General features: G+C 58.5%; 13 protein-coding genes and 1 pseudogene. 9 read left to right on the top strand and 5 right to left on the bottom strand.

Annotation, left to right across the window (positions count from 1 at the left end; all coding sequences use genetic code 11):
* Positions 1-59: 59 nt before the first annotated feature.
* From NKJ21_RS02835 to NKJ21_RS02810, 6 genes and pseudogenes are all read left to right on the top strand, one after another.
* Complete coding sequence (locus tag NKJ21_RS02835) at positions 60-974, top strand: LysR family transcriptional regulator (RefSeq protein WP_008805104.1); 915 nt, start codon at positions 60-62, stop codon at positions 972-974.
* A 137-nt stretch (positions 975-1,111) separates the two neighbouring features.
* Positions 1,112-1,543 carry a MarR family winged helix-turn-helix transcriptional regulator gene (locus tag NKJ21_RS02830; protein ID WP_008805105.1) on the top strand — a complete coding sequence of 144 codons (432 nt, stop codon included), beginning with the start codon at positions 1,112-1,114 and terminating at the stop codon, positions 1,541-1,543.
* A pseudogene (locus NKJ21_RS02825) lies at positions 1,543-3,195 on the top strand (MFS transporter). Before NKJ21_RS02830 ends, NKJ21_RS02825 begins: the two are co-directional and overlap by 1 nt.
* A gap of 28 nt (positions 3,196-3,223) precedes the next feature.
* On the top strand, positions 3,224-4,309 hold the full coding sequence (locus NKJ21_RS02820; protein WP_008805107.1) for an HlyD family secretion protein: 1,086 nt from the start codon (positions 3,224-3,226) through the stop codon (positions 4,307-4,309).
* Positions 4,306-5,676: an efflux transporter outer membrane subunit gene (locus NKJ21_RS02815; RefSeq protein ID WP_040968456.1), complete on the top strand. Its 1,371-nt coding sequence runs from the start codon at positions 4,306-4,308 to the stop codon at positions 5,674-5,676. The genes NKJ21_RS02820 and NKJ21_RS02815 overlap by 4 nt, the downstream gene beginning before the upstream one ends.
* Positions 5,677-5,779: 103 nt before the next feature.
* Positions 5,780-6,439: an O-methyltransferase gene (locus NKJ21_RS02810; protein ID WP_032754220.1), complete on the top strand. Its 660-nt coding sequence runs from the start codon at positions 5,780-5,782 to the stop codon at positions 6,437-6,439.
* 100 nt (positions 6,440-6,539) lie between these two features.
* On the opposite strand, the gene NKJ21_RS02805 is transcribed toward NKJ21_RS02810, so the two are convergent.
* Positions 6,540-7,340, bottom strand: a complete 801-nt coding sequence (locus NKJ21_RS02805; protein ID WP_232756780.1) for a hypothetical protein — start codon at positions 7,338-7,340, stop codon at positions 6,540-6,542.
* Positions 7,341-7,581: 241 nt separating this feature from the next.
* The gene (gene hrpA / locus NKJ21_RS02800) at positions 7,582-11,484 is read right to left on the bottom strand and encodes an ATP-dependent RNA helicase HrpA (protein WP_032754215.1); all 3,903 of its coding nucleotides are present in this window, start codon (positions 11,482-11,484) and stop codon (positions 7,582-7,584) included.
* Positions 11,485-11,687: 203 nt separating this feature from the next.
* On the opposite strand from hrpA, the gene azoR reads away from it, so the two are divergent.
* The 3 genes from azoR (at position 11,688) to nadS (ending at position 13,153) form a co-directional block, all read left to right on the top strand.
* Positions 11,688-12,293 (top strand): FMN-dependent NADH-azoreductase, encoded by a 606-nt coding sequence (gene azoR / locus NKJ21_RS02795; protein WP_002902889.1) that lies wholly within the window; start codon positions 11,688-11,690, stop codon positions 12,291-12,293.
* Between the two features lie 241 nt (positions 12,294-12,534).
* Positions 12,535-12,849: a type II toxin-antitoxin system RelE/ParE family toxin gene (locus NKJ21_RS02790; protein WP_254732689.1), complete on the top strand. Its 315-nt coding sequence runs from the start codon at positions 12,535-12,537 to the stop codon at positions 12,847-12,849.
* 19 nt (positions 12,850-12,868) lie between these two features.
* On the top strand, positions 12,869-13,153 hold the full coding sequence (nadS, locus tag NKJ21_RS02785; protein ID WP_023297513.1) for a NadS family protein: 285 nt from the start codon (positions 12,869-12,871) through the stop codon (positions 13,151-13,153).
* Positions 13,154-13,185: 32 nt separating this feature from the next.
* On the opposite strand, the gene paaY is transcribed toward nadS, so the two are convergent.
* The 3 genes from paaY to paaK form a co-directional block, all read right to left on the bottom strand.
* Positions 13,186-13,782, bottom strand: coding sequence for a phenylacetic acid degradation protein PaaY (paaY, locus tag NKJ21_RS02780; RefSeq protein WP_008805114.1), 597 nt, complete (start codon positions 13,780-13,782; stop codon positions 13,186-13,188).
* Between the two features lie 9 nt (positions 13,783-13,791).
* A complete protein-coding gene (gene paaX, locus NKJ21_RS02775; protein WP_162493262.1) occupies positions 13,792-14,718 on the bottom strand; it encodes a phenylacetic acid degradation operon negative regulatory protein PaaX in 927 nt (308 codons plus the stop codon).
* A 99-nt stretch (positions 14,719-14,817) separates the two neighbouring features.
* Positions 14,818-16,134, bottom strand: coding sequence for a phenylacetate--CoA ligase PaaK (gene paaK, locus NKJ21_RS02770; protein ID WP_022064756.1), 1,317 nt, complete (start codon positions 16,132-16,134; stop codon positions 14,818-14,820).
* Between the last annotated feature and the right edge of the window lies 1 nt (position 16,135).

Below are 16,135 nucleotides of genomic sequence, written 5' to 3'. Positions count from 1 at the left end.
CCCTTTTACATTGATAACAATTAATCTATTCCGAACGCGGTGTTAGCTGGAAATTAACAATGAAAACCTTGCCGGATTTGCAACAAATTGAAATATTAATACTCATAGTGAAACATGGCAGTTTTCGCCAGGCCGCCAGGGCATTAAATCTTTCACCACCGGCCCTCACCAGCGCTATTAATCATCTGGAAGAAAAGTTAGGCGTGCGCCTGCTGAATCGCTCGACGCGCAGTTTGTCATTAACTGCCGTGGGTGAGGAATTTCTTAATAATATGACGCCGGTGGTCAATGATTATCGCCGGGTGGTTGACAGCCTGAATTATCATCGCCTGACGCCGGAAGGCGTGGTGAAAGTCAATTTACCGCGTATTGTTCTTGACCTTTTTTTTCAACACTATTTTATTGCCTTTAAAACCGCCTATCCCGATGTAACGCTCGAACTGTATACCACCGATCGGAAAGTCAATATTATTGAGTCCGGTTTTGACGCCGGTATTCGCTATTCGCAGGATGTGCCCAAAGATATGATTGCCATCCCCTTTGGCGAGAAGCTGTCGCTGATCCCGGTGGCCAGCCCGGCCTATATCCGCGAGGCCGGCGAGCCCGACACCCCGCAGTCGCTGGTCAATTTCCGCTGCATCAACCGCTGTTTTCCCAGCGGTGAAAAGTACCGTTGGGAGTTTATTAGCCCCAGCGGTGAGCCCAGCGAAGTTTCGGTCAGAGGCGATCTGGTCGTTGATTCCGATACGGCGATGATCCAGGCGGCGGAGAGCGGATTAGGCATCGCCTTTGTCTATCAGTCGCTGGTGACGCAGCAGTTGAGCGCGGGCAGCCTGGTCCGTTTGTTACCCGACTACCACTATCCTGCCGACCATTTCTGCGTCTACTACCCGAGCCGGAAACATATACCGGTGCCGCTACGGGCCTTTATCACCTGGGTCATGGCGCAGAATAAGAGCATCCTCAGTGAGTAGAGGGTTCGCGGGTTAACCCATCGCTATTAGCCACAATAAACGCACATACCGTTAACCAATTTTTTTCCTTCGCCTTGAATTATGGCGGTCGCCCGACATAAACTCGTTAGAGCTCTAACGATATTGACAGACGACCTATGGACAATCGACAGCTTAACTTCTCCCATCTTTTATACCTCACCGCCCATCACTGGCGGCTGGCGGTCAACCGTCGGCTAAAGGACCTTGGCCTGAGCCAGGCCAGTTGGGTGGCGGTCGCGGCCATTGCCCGCCAGCCACAGCCGCTGTCGCAAAGCGAACTGGCGCAGGAGCTGGGGGTAGAGAGTCCGACCATTGTGCCGCTGATCAACCGGCTGGTCGCCCTCGGCCTGGTGGAGCGTGTCACCACCGCCAGCGATAAACGTAAGCGGCTGCTGGTCGCCACCGAGCAGGGAATGGCGCTGTATGAGCAGGTCAAAACGGTGGCGGACGATCTGCGCGAAGAGATCCTGACGGCGATTACCCCGCAGGAGCGGGAGCAAACTCAGCGGGTGCTGGAAAAACTGCTGCGCGAAGTGGAGAAGAAATAATGCCCCGTCGCCAGGATAACCCCTATGCCCCGCATGACTGGGCGCCGCATGAAAAACCAGCCCTGCTTGGCTCGCCCTCGACGCCGCTGCACAGTCCGCAGAAACGTCTCGCCTATGGCGTGGTCGGCCTGCTGGTGTGCCTCACCGGCGCGCTGGGCAACGCGGTGGTCACCGCCAACCTGCAGCTGCTGCAGGGCACCTTCGCCGCCTGGTCGACCGAGATCGCCTGGCTGCCGGCGGTGTACGTCATGACCAACGTCTCCATCAACCTGCTGCTGGTGAAATTTCGCCAGCAGTTTGGGCTGCGCGCCTTTACCGAAGGCTTTCTGGTGCTCTATGTGCTGGTCACCTTTTTCCACCTGTTCGTCAACGATCTCAGCTCGGCGATGATGGTCCGCGCCGCCCACGGCATGGTGGCCGCAGCGCTCAGCTCGCTGGGGATCTACTACCAGGTGCAGGCCTGGCCCGCACGCCACCGCCTGAAAGGGCTAACCATCGGCATCACCGGCTCGTCGCTGGCCATTCCGCTGGCGCGTCTCTTTTCCACCGAACTGCTGCAGATCGATGAATGGCGCGGCCTTTACTTCTTTGAACTCGGGCTGGCGCTGGTGTCGCTGGCCTGCGTCATCGCGCTGAAACTGCCGCCGAGCGATCGTAAAAAGGTGTTCGAGAAGAAGGATTTTATCACCTTCTTTCTGCTGGCGCCCGGCATGGCGCTGGTGTGCGCCGTGCTGTCGCTGGGGCGGCTCGAGTGGTGGTTTGAAGCGCCGTGGATCGGCTGGTCGCTGGCGGCAGCGGTGGTGCTGATCGTCGCCGCTATCGCCTTTGAGCATAACCGCAGCAATCCCCTGCTCAATACCAAGTGGCTCTCCAGCGGCAGCATCGTACGCCTCGGCCTGATTATGCTGCTGATCCGCATCGTGCTGGCGGAGCAAAACACCGGGGTCATCGGCTGGTTGCAGTACGTTGGTCTGCAAAACGAACAGATGACTAACCTCGCATGGTCAATTTTCGCCGGCATTCTGTGCGGGATCATCGCCAGTTGTCTGACGCTCAACCCGCAGAAGCTCTACTGGCCGACCGCCACCGCCCTGGCGCTGATCATGGTAGCCTCGCTGCTCGACAGCCAGTCCAACGCCCTCACCCGTCCGGAACAATTAATGTTCAGCCAGTTTTTACTCGGCTTCGGCAGCGCCTTCTTTCTGGCCCCGGCGATGCTCGCCGGCATTGGCGGCGTGTTTGCCGATCCGCGCAACCTGGTCAGCTTCTCGGTGCTATTCGGCATGAGCCAGAACATCGGCGGTCTGCTGGGGTCGGCGATCCTCGGCACCTTCCAGACCTGGCGGGAAAAATTTCACTCCAGCCAGCTGGCGGACCAGATCACCACCCTGAACCCGCTGATCGTCGAGCGGCTGCAGCAGTATAGCCAGATGTATCAGAGCCAGATCGGCGACAGCACCCTGCTTAACGTTCAGGCCACCACCCTGCTGCAAAACGCCGCGACGCTGCAGGCCAATATTCTCGCCTGGAATGACACCTATCTGCTGACGGCGGCCATCTCCGCCGGCACATTAGTGTGGGTTTTCTGGCGCTTAATTCGCTTACGACTGACCGCCCGTATCGCCTTAAAACGCGCCACCGGCAGCAAATAATTATCATCATTTCATCTCTGGAGTCGTTATGAGTCAGCAGGATGCGGCCAAACAACAGGCCAACACCCGGAACAACATTCGCGTGGTCTCCATTTTTACCGCCGCAGCAATAGGCCTCGTCGGCGTATTAGTGATCCTCTACGCCTGGCAACTGCCGCCGTTCACCCGGCATAGCCAGTTTACCGATAACGCCTATGTGCGCGGGCAGACCACCTTTATCAGCCCGCAGGTCAACGGCTACATCACCGCCGTCAACGTCAAAGATTTCGCAATTGTCCAGCCGGGCGAGGTGCTGTTCCAGATAGACGATCGCATCTATAAACAGCGGGTGCATCAGGCCCAGGCTACCCTGGCGATGAAGGAGGCCGCGCTGCGCAACAATCTGCAGCAGCGCAAAAGCGCCGAGGCGACGATCGCCAAAAATGAAGCCGCGCTGCAAAACGCCCGCGCGCAGAATCTGAAAATCCAGGCCGATTTAAAACGGGTACAGGAGCTGACTGCCGATGGTTCGCTGTCGATCCGCGAGCGTGATTCGGCGCGCGCCAGCGCGGCGCAAGGGGCTGCGGATATTGAACAGGCGAAAGCGGCGCTGGAGATGTCGCGCCAGGACCGTGAATCGACCATCGTCAATCGCGATTCGCTGGAAGCCGACGTGGCCAGCGCCAAAGCCGCCCTCGAGCTGGCGCAGATCGACCTGCAGAATACGCAGATCATCGCCCCCACCGGCGGCCAGCTGGGGCAGATCTCGGTACGTCTTGGCGCCTACGTCAGCGCCGGAACCCATCTGACCTCGCTGGTCCCGCCCCAGCACTGGGTGATCGCCAACCTGAAAGAGACCCAGCTTGCCGAGGTGCGTATCGGCCAGCCGGTCACCTTCACCGTCGACGCGCTCAACGGTGAGCGTTTCCATGGCAAGGTGCAGAGCATCTCCCCGGCGACCGGGGTGGAATTCAGCGCCATCTCACCGGACAACGCCACCGGCAACTTCGTCAAGATCGCCCAGCGGATCCCGGTGCGCATTACGGTCAACGACGGGCAGAAGTACAGCGAACACCTGCGTCCCGGTATGTCGGTGCAGGTGACCATTGATACCCGCGCGGAGAAACAGCCATGATCCGCCCGGTCACCCTTGCCGTCATCCTCGCGCTGGTCGGCTGTCAATCCGCCGACGTGCAGCGCGCGCAGCCGACCCTGACCATCCCTGCCGCCTGGCGGGCCGACGTTGGCCCGGCCAGCCCGGTGGAAGGCGTCTGGTGGCGCAATTTTCATGACAGCACGCTCAACCAGTATGTCGACCGGGCGCTGCGCTATAACAGCGATGTGCTGATCGCCCGGGAGCGGGTGAATGAGTATCAGGCGCGGGCCTATGCCGCCGACAGCAGCCTTTTCCCCTCGCTGGACGCCAGCCTGAGCGGTACCCGCGCCCGCGCGCAGTCCGCCGCCACCGGCCTGCCAATCCATAGCACGCTGTACAAAGGCGGCCTGACCGCCAGCTATGATGTTGATATCTGGGGCGCCAACCGCAGCGCGGCCAGCGCCGCCGGAGCCAGCCTCGAGGCGCAAAAAGCCGCTGCAGCCGCGGCCAATCTAAGCGTCGCCAGCTCGGTGGCCGTCGGCTACGTGACCCTGCTGTCGCTGGATGAGCAGCTGCGGGTTACCCAGCAGACGCTGAAATCACGGGAAGACGCGTGGCGCCTGGCCAAACGTCAGTTTGAAACCGGGTATACTTCACGCCTTGAGCTGATGCAGGCAGATTCGGAGCTGCGCTCAACGCGGGCGCAGATCCCGCCGCTACAGCACCAGATTGCGCAGCAGGAAAATGCGCTCAGCGTGCTGCTGGGTGATAACCCCGGCGCGGTAAAACGCGGCGAGTTCGCCCAGCTCACTCCGCTGCGTCTGCCGTCGCAACTGCCGTCCACCTTACTCAACCGCCGCCCGGATATCGTACAGGCTCAGCGTCAGCTGGTGGCCGCCGATGCCACCCTGGCCTCGTCGCAGGCGCAGCTGCTGCCGTCTATCAACCTCACCGCTACCGGCAGCATGCAGGATCGTACACTGCCGGACCTGCTGGACAACCCGCTGCGGCTGTGGAGCGTCGGCGGCAGTATTCTGGCGCCGCTGCTTAACCGCCAGGCGTTAAATGCCCAGGTGGATGTCTCCATGGCCCAGCGCAACCAGGCGCTCTATAGCTACGAGAAAACGGTGCGCGGCGCGTTCAAAGAGGTGAATGACAGCCTTGACGCCATTAGCCGCTACGGCGAACAGCTGGCCGAACTGCAGGGGCAGGTGGCGGTGGCGGAGGAAACATTGCGCATTGCGCAGAATCGCTACCGTAACGGCTACTCTTCGTATCTGGATGTGCTCGATGCCCAGCGAACGCTGTTCTCCACCCAGCTTAGCGTAGTGCAGGTGAAGAACAACCTGCTGCTGGCGCAGATCGATCTTTACCGGGCGCTGGGAGGCGGCTGGATGAACGCGTGAATCCCCTGTGCGCGCCGGTCCACAACCGTGGAGAGCGCAGAAACCCATATTCAGGCCGGTGTAGCGCAGCGCTACCCGGCAACAACCACCAGGGAGTCAATCTATGCAACAACAGTGGTCTGCCGTCGATAATTTCATGATTTCTTCGCTTATTCCTGAAGATGACATACTGAGTCAGGTACTGGAAAACAACAAACGCGCCGGGCTACCTGAACATGATGTTGCGGCCAATCAGGGGCAACTTCTGGCGCTGCTGGTGCGCATAACGCAGGCGCGGCGGATCCTGGAAATTGGCACGCTCGGCGCCTATAGCGCTATCTGGATGGCGCGCGCGCTGCCCGCCGACGGAAAGCTGATTACCCTCGAGGCCGATCCTGGCCATGCCGGGGTGGCGCGCCAGAATATCCGCCTTGCGGGGCTAAACGAGCGCATTGAACTCATTGAAGGACCGGCGCTGAACACGCTGGAAAATTTCGCGAATGTGCAGCCGTTCGACCTGATCTTTATTGATGCCGATAAACCTAATAATCCTCGCTATCTGGAGTGGGCGCTGCACTATTCGCGCCCCGGGACGCTGATCGTGGGCGATAACGTGGTGCGCGATGGCGAAGTGATTAACGGACAAAGCGATGATGCGCGCGTGCAGGGCGTGCGTCGGTTTATCGAAATGATCGGGGATAACCCGCGGCTCACTGCCACCGCGCTGCAGACGGTGGGCATCAAGGGATGGGATGGGTTTACGCTGGCGCTGGTGAATGGGTAAGATCCGGGCGGCCTGATGCCCTCATCCCGGCCCTCTCCCCCAGGGAGAGGGAGAAAACCCGCGCCGGGACGCGTCACCAGCGGCATTCGTCCGCTGACGATCATTGGGGATAATACGTATACTGATAGTGCAGAGACGCGTCGCTTTTTCCGCCGTATCCTTCATGCTCGCCATATTCCCCGGTACAGTTCCCCTCGGGGTCCCAGCCTAAACAGCGCGACTGGTGTTTTGTACTATACGTGGTGGTTCTTTCCTCGGATAACCACCGCCCTTTTTCATCCCAACGCAGCGTCGTGGTCGCATCCGAGTCGGCAATGCGGCTTAAATGCCCTTCCGCGTAGCGATAATTGACAGCAAGCATGGCCATCATGCCGCCATTGACCGTTTTACGCACCAGCCGGTGGCGGTCGTCATAGTGATAGGTGGTCGTGCTCATGGCTTTGGGCGGTTGCTGCGACACGAGTAGATTCTCTGAACGTACAATGCGCCCGAGATTATCGGTGTAGAACTGCTCACGCATGACCATTTTTCTGATATTTCCCGCCGCGCTCCGGGTCTGTCGGATATATTCCCGCATCCATCCTTTATCATTTCGCCAGTGAACATTATCTCTGACTATCGTGGAGTCATTCGCAGTATTAAAAGTTTTTGCTCGCTCGTAACTTTCCAGCCGGCGGCACCGGGCAAAACGCAGCGTGCCTGCGTCGTTATTTTGCCTACCGTCAATTTTTACGCTCTGCACCTCACCATTGAGCGGCGGAAGATAGGTCAAAATAAAAAAATTGGCATCGTTGATCGCCCGCTGTGTTTCATCACAGGAAAAAGCGTCAACGAAAGGCTTACACGCCGTAATAACAAGAATGGCCGACACTAGCATAAATAGTCTGTACATAGCCATCATCGTAAAAATAGACTCCGTGTCCTGTTTATCCGGCAAAGCGAGGCTAAACATACGCCAATAAAGCAGGTTCCCCAAGCCACCGGGTTGATTTTCAGAATCCGTTAATTTTACGTCCGGGAGAACCAGTATGGGCCACATCCGGGGCGGGAAGATTATCGGGTGCGGCGTACTGATGAGTATCAGCCTCAGGATATGCCCCCGCCCGGCAAGCACAGCGCCACCGGGCTGGGGAATGAGGGGATTACGGCGTGATCTGTTCCATCGCCTGCAGGACGCGTTTGTCCGAGATGGGATACGGGGTGCCCAATTGCTGGGCGAAGAAGCTCACCCGCAATTCCTCGATCATCCAGCGGATCTCCCGGACATCGTCGTCCTCACGGCGGTTCGGCGGCAGCTTATTCAGCCACTGCTGCCACGCCTGCTGCACGCTCTCAATTTTCAGCATCTGTGCGCGATCGCGGTGCGGATCGATAGCCATCTTCTCGAGACGCTTTTCAATCGCCTGCAGATAACGCAGCGTATCGCCAAGACGGCGGAAACCGTTGCCGGTGACAAAACCGCGATACACCAGACCCGCCATCTGCGCTTTGATATCCGACAGCCCCAGCGCCATGGTCATATCCACGCGGCCTTTCAGCCGTTTGTTGATATTGAACACCGCGGTGAGGATCTGCTCGACCTGTTTAGCGATCTCCACCACCGTGTCGTTGAGCTCGGCTCGCACTTTATCGTGCAATTGACTGAAGCCCTCTTCCGTCCACACCGGACCACCCGCCTCGTCGATAAGCTTATCAACGCCGCAGGAGATGCAATCGTCAATCAGATCCAGCACTTTACCGTACGGGTTAAAATAGAGCCCAAGCTTGGCTTTGTTCGGCAGTTTTTCGTGCAGATACTTAATTGGCGACGGGATGTTGAGCAGCAGCAGGCGGCGCAGACCACGCCACATGGCCTGCTGCTGTTCCTGTGGATTATCAAACAGCTTGATAGCCACGCTGTCGCGCTCGTCCACCAGCGCCGGCCAGGCTTTCACCTTATAGTTGCCGCGTTTCTGTTCGTAACTTTCCGCCAGCGTACCAAAGCTCCAGATATGCAGCCCGCTCTGCTCGATGCCGTCATCGGCCACCGCCGACAGCGTCTCCTGAACTTTGCCCTTCAGCGCGTCTTTCAACGCCTGCAGCGAGCGCCCTTCCTGCAGCTTCTTGTTTTTGTCATCTACCACCCGGAAGGTGATTTTCAGGTGATCGGGCACCTGATCCCACTGCCAAGCCTCGCGGTCGATGGTCACGCCGGTCATCTTACGCAGCTCACGCTCCAGCGAATCAAGCAGCGGCAGCTCAAGCGGCGTCGCCCGGCCGAGAAACGCTTCCGCATAGTTAGGGGCCGGGACGAAATTGCGCCGCACCGGCTTCGGCAGCGATTTTATCAGCGCGATAATCAGCTCGCGACGCAGGCCTGGGATCTGCCACTCAAATCCGGCCTCCTCCACCTGGTTCAGCAGCGGCAGCGGAATATGCACCGTCACGCCATCGGCATCGGCGCCCGGTTCAAACTGGTAGCTAAGCCGCAGCTTGAGATTCCCCTGATGCCAGAAGTTCGGGTAGTCCAGCTTGCTGACCTGCTCCGCCCCTTCTTTAATCAGCATGCTCTTTTCAAAATTGAGCAAGTCTGGCGTTTCGCGGCTGGCCTGCTTCCACCAGGCATCAAAATGACGGGCGGAGATGACGTCGTGGCTAATGCGCTGGTCGTAGAACTCGAACAGGGTTTCGTCATCCACCAGGATGTCGCGGCGGCGCGATTTATGCTCCAGCTCTTCGATTTCCGCCCGCAGCTTCAGGTTTTCCCGGAAGAAGGCATGCCGCGTCTGCCAGTCGCCCTCCACCAGCGCGTGGCGGATAAACAGTTCGCGGCACAGCGCCGGGTCGATCTGGCTGTAGTTGACCTTGCGTGCGCCAACGATCGGCAGGCCGTAGACGGTGACCTTCTCCGTCGCCATCACCGCGCCCTGCGCCCGCTCCCAGTGCGGTTCGCTGTATGAGCGCTTGATCAGGTGCTGCGCGACCGGCTCGACCCACTCCGGCTCAATGCGGGCGGCGATGCGCCCCCACAGCCGGCTGGTTTCCACCAGTTCCGCCACCATCGTCCACTTCGGCGGCTTTTTAAACAGACCGGACCCCGGGAAGATGGAAAAGCGGGCGTTACGCGCACCGGTAAACTCCTGCTTATCGGCATCCTTCATGCCGATGTGCGACAGCAAACCGGTCAGCAACGCGGTATGGATCTCGCGATATTCCGCCGGCTCGCTGTTGATCGGCAGGCCGAGCTCTTTCACCACCTGGCGCAACTGGGTGTAGATGTCCTGCCACTCGCGCACGCGCAGATAGTTAAGAAAATCGACCCGGCACTGGCGGCGGAACTGATTCGACGACAGCGCCTTCTGCTGCTCGCCAAGGTAGTTCCACAGATTGACGAAGGCGAGGAAATCGGACTCTTTATCGTGGAAACGGCGGTGCTTTTCATCGGAGGCCTGCTGCTTATCCATCGGCCGCTCGCGCGGGTCCTGAATCGACAGCGCGGAGGTGATGATCATCGCTTCCCGCACGCAGCCGTGCTTCTGCGCCTCCAGCACCATGCGCGCCAGACGGGGATCCACCGGCAGCTGGCTGAGCTGGCGGCCCATTGGCGTCAGCTTATAGGCGGTGGCCTGCTCATCGGTGGTGATGGCGCCGAGCTCTTCCAGCAGACGAACGCCATCCTGGATGTTGCGCTTATCCGGCGCTTCGACAAACGGGAAGGCGGCGATATCGCCTAAGCCCAGGGCGGTCATCTGCAGGATGACCGACGCCAGGTTGGTACGCAGAATTTCCGGGTCAGTAAACTCCGGGCGCGACAGGAAATCGTCTTCCGAATAAAGACGAATACAGATCCCTTCCGAAACGCGGCCGCAGCGGCCCTTACGCTGGTTGGCGGACGCCTGGGAAACCGGCTCGATCGGCAGGCGCTGCACCTTGGTGCGGTAGCTGTAACGGCTGATACGCGCAGTACCGGGATCGATAACGTATTTAATGCCCGGCACGGTCAGCGAAGTTTCCGCCACGTTGGTCGCCAGCACGATGCGTCGTCCGCTGTGCGGCTGGAAGACGCGGTTCTGCTCGCTGTTGGACAGGCGGGCATACAGCGGCAGCACTTCAGTATGGCGCAGATCCAGCTTATTCAGCGCATCAGCGGTATCGCGAATTTCCCGCTCACCGCTCATAAAGATCAGAATATCGCCGGGCCCTTCGCGCCCCAGTTCGTCAACCGCATCAAAAATCGCCTGTAATTGATCGCGCTCGGTGTCGTCCGCCTCTTCCACTATCGGCCGGTAGCGGACTTCCACCGGGTAAGTCCGCCCGGAGACTTCGATAATGGGCGCATGATTGAAATGCTTTGAGAAACGTTCCGGGTCGATGGTCGCCGAGGTAATGATGATTTTCAGGTCCGGGCGGCGCGGCAGGAGCTCTTTCAGATAGCCGAGCAGAAAATCAATGTTCAGACTGCGCTCGTGCGCTTCATCGATAATGATGGTGTCGTACTGCATCAGCAGGCGATCCTGCTGGATCTCCGCCAGCAGAATACCGTCGGTCATCAGCTTGACCATGGTGTTGTCGCTGACGTGATCGCTAAAGCGAACTTTATAGCCGATGCAACTGCCCGGCTCCGTTTGCAGCTCCTCGGCGATACGGTTGGCGACGGTTCGCGCGGCCAGACGACGCGGCTGGGTATGGCCGATCAGCCCTTTCAGCCCGCGGCCCAGCTCCATGCAGATTTTTGGCAACTGGGTGGTTTTACCCGAACCGGTCTCCCCGGCGACGATCACCACCTGGTGATCGCGCACCGCCTCGAGAATCTCTTGTTTTTTCTGGCTAACCGGCAGGTTTTCAGGATAGGTGATGGCCGGACGCGCCGCTTCGCGCAGCAGGACTTTACCGGCTGCCTGGCTTATCTCCTGCGCCATCTCCTGGAGGATGGCCTGTTGCGATTCAGGATTTTTAACCTTCTTCACACCGTGCAGACGGCGGGCGAAGCGCGTTTTATCGCGCAGCATCAGGCCGTCGAGCTGTTGATAAAGCTGGGGGAAGGTGATTTTTTGTTGTTCTGTCATAGCGTTATCGGGCAGAGCTCTGCCGGGAAAATCTCTTTTGAAGTATTGCCTTAGAGTACCACATCTGTGTCATCCGTGCCTTGTTCAAAAAATCTGAATATAGGATTCGATATATTGCGCTATCTCTGTGGCGCGATTGTGAATACAGTGTCAACAAGCACCAGGGCATTGACCCGTCAATCACATTAAAAAAGGAAACACCCATGAGCAAAGTATTAGTTCTGAAATCCAGTATTCTGGCAGGGTACTCACAATCTGGTCAGCTTTCCGACTATTTTGTTGAACAATGGCAGGAAAAACACCCGGGCGACGAGATCACCGTGCGTGACCTGGCCGCTAATCCGATCCCGGTTCTGGATGGTGAACTGGTTGGTGCCCTGCGTCCGAGCGACGCGCCGCTGACTCCGCGTCAGCAGGAAGCGCTGGCCCTTTCCGACGAGCTGATCGCCGAACTGAAAGGCAATGATGTGATTGTTATCGCTGCGCCGATGTACAACTTCAACATCCCGACGCAGCTGAAAAACTATTTTGACCTGGTGGCTCGCGCCGGCGTTACCTTCCGCTACACCGAGAAAGGGCCGGAAGGTCTGGTGACCGGTAAACGTGCGGTCGTCGTGACCAGCCGCGGCGGTATCCATAAAGATACCCCGACCGACCTGGTCACCCCGTACCTGTCCACCTTCCTCGGCTTCATCGGCATCACCGACGTGAACTTCGTGTTCGCCGAAGGTATCGCTTACGGCCCGGAAGTGGCGGCCAAAGCGCAGTCCGATGCCAAAGCGGCCATCGACAGCGTGGTTGCAGCCTAAGATTTCCACTCCCGCCGCTCGGCGGGAGTGTTTTTTCCCCTCGCCCATCCCCCTTTTACGAGCCGCCTCGTAAATTCACACATCATTCCAACGCTTAAGCCACCAGCCTGTACCATGGCTGTCGCCGCGCGAATCTGGCTCACTCCCGGTCGCTGACGGCAACCGTTGTCATGGTCAAAAACAGGAGTGCGTACTATGTACACTCGATGGTGTACATGGTACCTTAGCAAGGAGCGTTTTCGTGTGTCATGCCATTGAATTTATCGAAACGTCGCTATTTACCCGCCAGATAAAACAGCTGGCCAGCGATGAAGATCTGAGGGCACTGCAGAGGCAACTCATAGGCAATCCGGATTTCGGCGATCTTATCCAGGATACCGGCGGGTTACGGAAAATAAGAATGGCGACAGGCTCACAGGGAAAAAGCGGCGGCGTGCGGGTGATTTATTTTCTGGCAACCCGCGAGATTATCTATCTCGTCTTAGCCTACCCGAAGCACACCAAAGTGAGCCTGAGCGCAGCGGAAAAAAACGAACTCAGGAAACTGACCCGGTGACTAAAAAATGAGGTTTGAAATGGGTTACTTCGACGAGCTTAAGGCGTCCCTGGAAGAGGCTGTTGAGATCAAAGACGGCAACAAGGCCCCAGCCCGAGCGACGCGCTATGAAGTTGCTGATGTGAAAGCCATCCGCACGCAGCTTAATGTTTCGCAGGCGGAAATGGCAAAAGCGCTGGGTACCAGCGTGGATACTATCAAAAGTTGGGAGTCCAGGCGGCGCAACCCGACAGGCCTGGCAGCAAAAGTACTGGCGGTTATCCAGGCCAACCCGGCGTTCTTTCGTGAACTGGCTGAGCACTAATCCACTGAGCCCCTCCGGGTTGCCCTGAAAAGTTAGCGCTGCGTTTTTGGCCGCAGGTTTTCATCAAACTCCAGTCGCTTACGCCCTGCTTCCACTTCCCGTAATGGCTCCACCTGATGCAGCGTCTGCTTACAGCGCTCCACCAGCACCTGGTATTCACGGGTACCCTGTTTTTTCCACGCCAGCTCCTGTTCGCTCAGGGTGCGAATCGCTTTTGCCGGGCTGCCGATAATCAGATGGTTGGCGGGCATCTCGGCGTTGGCTTTGACAAAGGCCGAAGCGCCGACAATGCTGTTTTCGCCAATGACCGCCCCGTCGATAATCACCGCGCTCATGCCCACCAGCGCGTTGCGGCCAATCACGCAGCCGTGCAGAATAGCGCCGTGACCGATGTGGCCATCCTCTTCCACCACCGTATCCTGGCCGGGGAATCCATGCATGACGCAGTTGTCCTGAATATTGGCGCCGTCTTTGACCACGATGCGGCCAAAATCGCCGCGCAGACTGGCGTTGGGCCCAACATAGACCCCTTTGCCGAGGATCACGTCGCCAATCAGCACGGCGGTTGGGTGGACGTAGCTCTCCTCCGGCACCACTGGCGTCAGTCCATCAATCTGATAAATCGGCATGCAACCTCCTTATGCGCCCGGCAAACCGCCAAAGCGCTGATAATAGAGCGGGCCCGGCGCCGGAAGCTCGCCCACCGAGCTTTCCCCTTTCTCGCTGACGAACGCCAGCGCGCCGGGATTCACGCGTTGATAAATATTGATACACAGCTGGCGGGCGGTTTGCCCCGCCCAGTGCGCCGGCAGCAGCTCCTCCGGCAGCAGCGGATCTTTGAGCACCACCCGGCGATAAAAATGGATCAGCAGCAGCTGGATCTGGAAACAGCGCTCAGGCGTCAGCTCGGCCGGGTCGCAGTCGCGCAGCAGCGGCAGTAACGGTCGGAATAGCGAGATGAAAGATTCATACATCTCGTTTTGTTCAGTGAGATGCCAGCACTCCTCCACGCGGCTGCGCAGCGCCGCACGGGAGAGCGCCAGCGGCGAATGGGCTTCAAAACAGATGACGTTTTCGGCGACGCCCGCTTCGTGGAGCAGCGACTGGACATCGGCCAGTTTTTGCGACGGCGAGGCCAGCAGGCTGGGCGCCAGCGCGCCAAAGCCCTGCCACAGCAGCTGCTTTTTGACGTCGGCGAGCACATTTTTCTCCAGGCCTTCCGAAAGCAGCAGCAGCCAGGTACCGTCCCATTCCGGGGCACTGGCGCGATAAATTTTATGTTCCGCGCGCCGGGTCAGGCGCAGCCCTTTATCGCTCAGGCGATAGAAGCTGCGCCGGCCGATACGGACGACATCGAGCCACTCTTCTTTATTGAGGCGAAATAGCGCGGTGCGGACAAAGCGCTCGCCGAAGCCTAATCCTTCCAGCAGCGCCGCAACGCTGCCCAGCCACACTTCCCCACCGCGTTGTAATAAGGCGTCGCCATACAGCGAGGCAATTAATGACGTGCCGCTGATCGGCATCGCCGTCACCGCTTGTTGAATAAAGGCGTCGAGTTTACTCATCTGATTCATTCTGTTGTTATTATTTTCCTTTATGAATCATAGCACAGGAAATTCCCGGCTTACGGCGTAAAGGCCTCAGCCGGGCTACCGGGGAGAGAATTAACCGCTGACCACCGCTTTACGCAGGTCGAATACCCGACAGGCTTTCCCTTCCGAGCGAGGAATGGTGCCGCAGTTGACGATAGTAATATCGGTAGAGATCCCGACCATCGACTTAATGCGGTGACGCAACTGATGGCAAATCTGGCAGCGTTGTTCATGACTTAACGCCAGCCCGCTCTCTTTCAGTTCAACGCGCACCGCCAGCGAATCAAGATGACCGCGGCGATTGACCTCTAACTGATAGTGCGGCGCCAGGTGTTCAAACTTGAGGATCTCCTCTTCCAGCTGCGAGGGGAAGACGTTAACTCCGCGGATAATCAGCATATCGTCGCTGCGCCCGCTGATGCGATCCATGCGGCGCATGGTCCGCGCGGTGCCCGGCAGCAGGCGAGTCAGATCGCGGGTACGATAGCGGATCACCGGCAGTGCTTCTTTGGTCAACGTGGTAAACAGCAGTTCGCCATGCTCGCCATCTTCCAGCGGCGTACCGTCGTCCGGGTTGACGATTTCCGGGAAGAAGTGGTCTTCCCAGATGGTCGGGCCGTCAACGGTTTCCAGACATTCCATCGCTACGCCCGGCCCCATGACTTCCGACAAACCGTAAATATCCAGGGCTGTGATCCCCAGGCGGCGCTCGATCTCCGCGCGCATCGCCAGCGTCCACGGCTCGGCGCCAAACACGCCGACGCGTAACGAGCAGCCGCGGGCGTCACCGCCCATCTGGCGCTCAAGCTCTTCAATCAGATTCAGGCAGTAGGACGGCGTCACCATGATCATATCCGGCTGAAAATCGCGGATCAGCTGCGCCTGTTTTTCGGTCTGTCCGCCGGACATTGGGATCACCGTCGCGCCTAAACGCTCCGCGCCGTAGTGCGCGCCAAGGCCGCCGGTAAACAGGCCGTAGCCGTAGGCGACGTGAATTTTATCTTTCGCCGTGCCGCCGGCGGCGCGCAGCGAACGGGCGACGATATTGGCCCAGTTATCAATATCGTTCTGCGTGTAGCCCACCACCGTCGGTTTGCCGGTGGTGCCGGAAGAGGCGTGAATGCGCACCACCTGCTCCATCGGCACCGCGAAGGTATCGAAGGGATAGTTGTCGCGCAGATCTTGTTTGGTGGTACAGGGGAATTTTTGCAGATCGTTTAATTCCCGAAAGTCGTCAGGGTGCACGCCGGCGGCGTCGAATTTGCGGCGATACATCGGCACATTGTCATACGCATGCTTCAGCGTCCATTTCAGGCGCTGAGTTTGCAGGGCCTGCAGTTCGTCACGCGATGCGGTTTCAATCGGATCTAATTTTGTAGTAGTTATCATT

This window comes from Klebsiella sp. SWET4, assembly GCF_024296565.1.
GTDB lineage: Bacteria > Pseudomonadota > Gammaproteobacteria > Enterobacterales > Enterobacteriaceae > Klebsiella > Klebsiella variicola.
The sequence above is the reverse complement of the archived record's forward strand: the minus strand, read 5'-3'. Positions and strand labels throughout refer to the sequence as shown.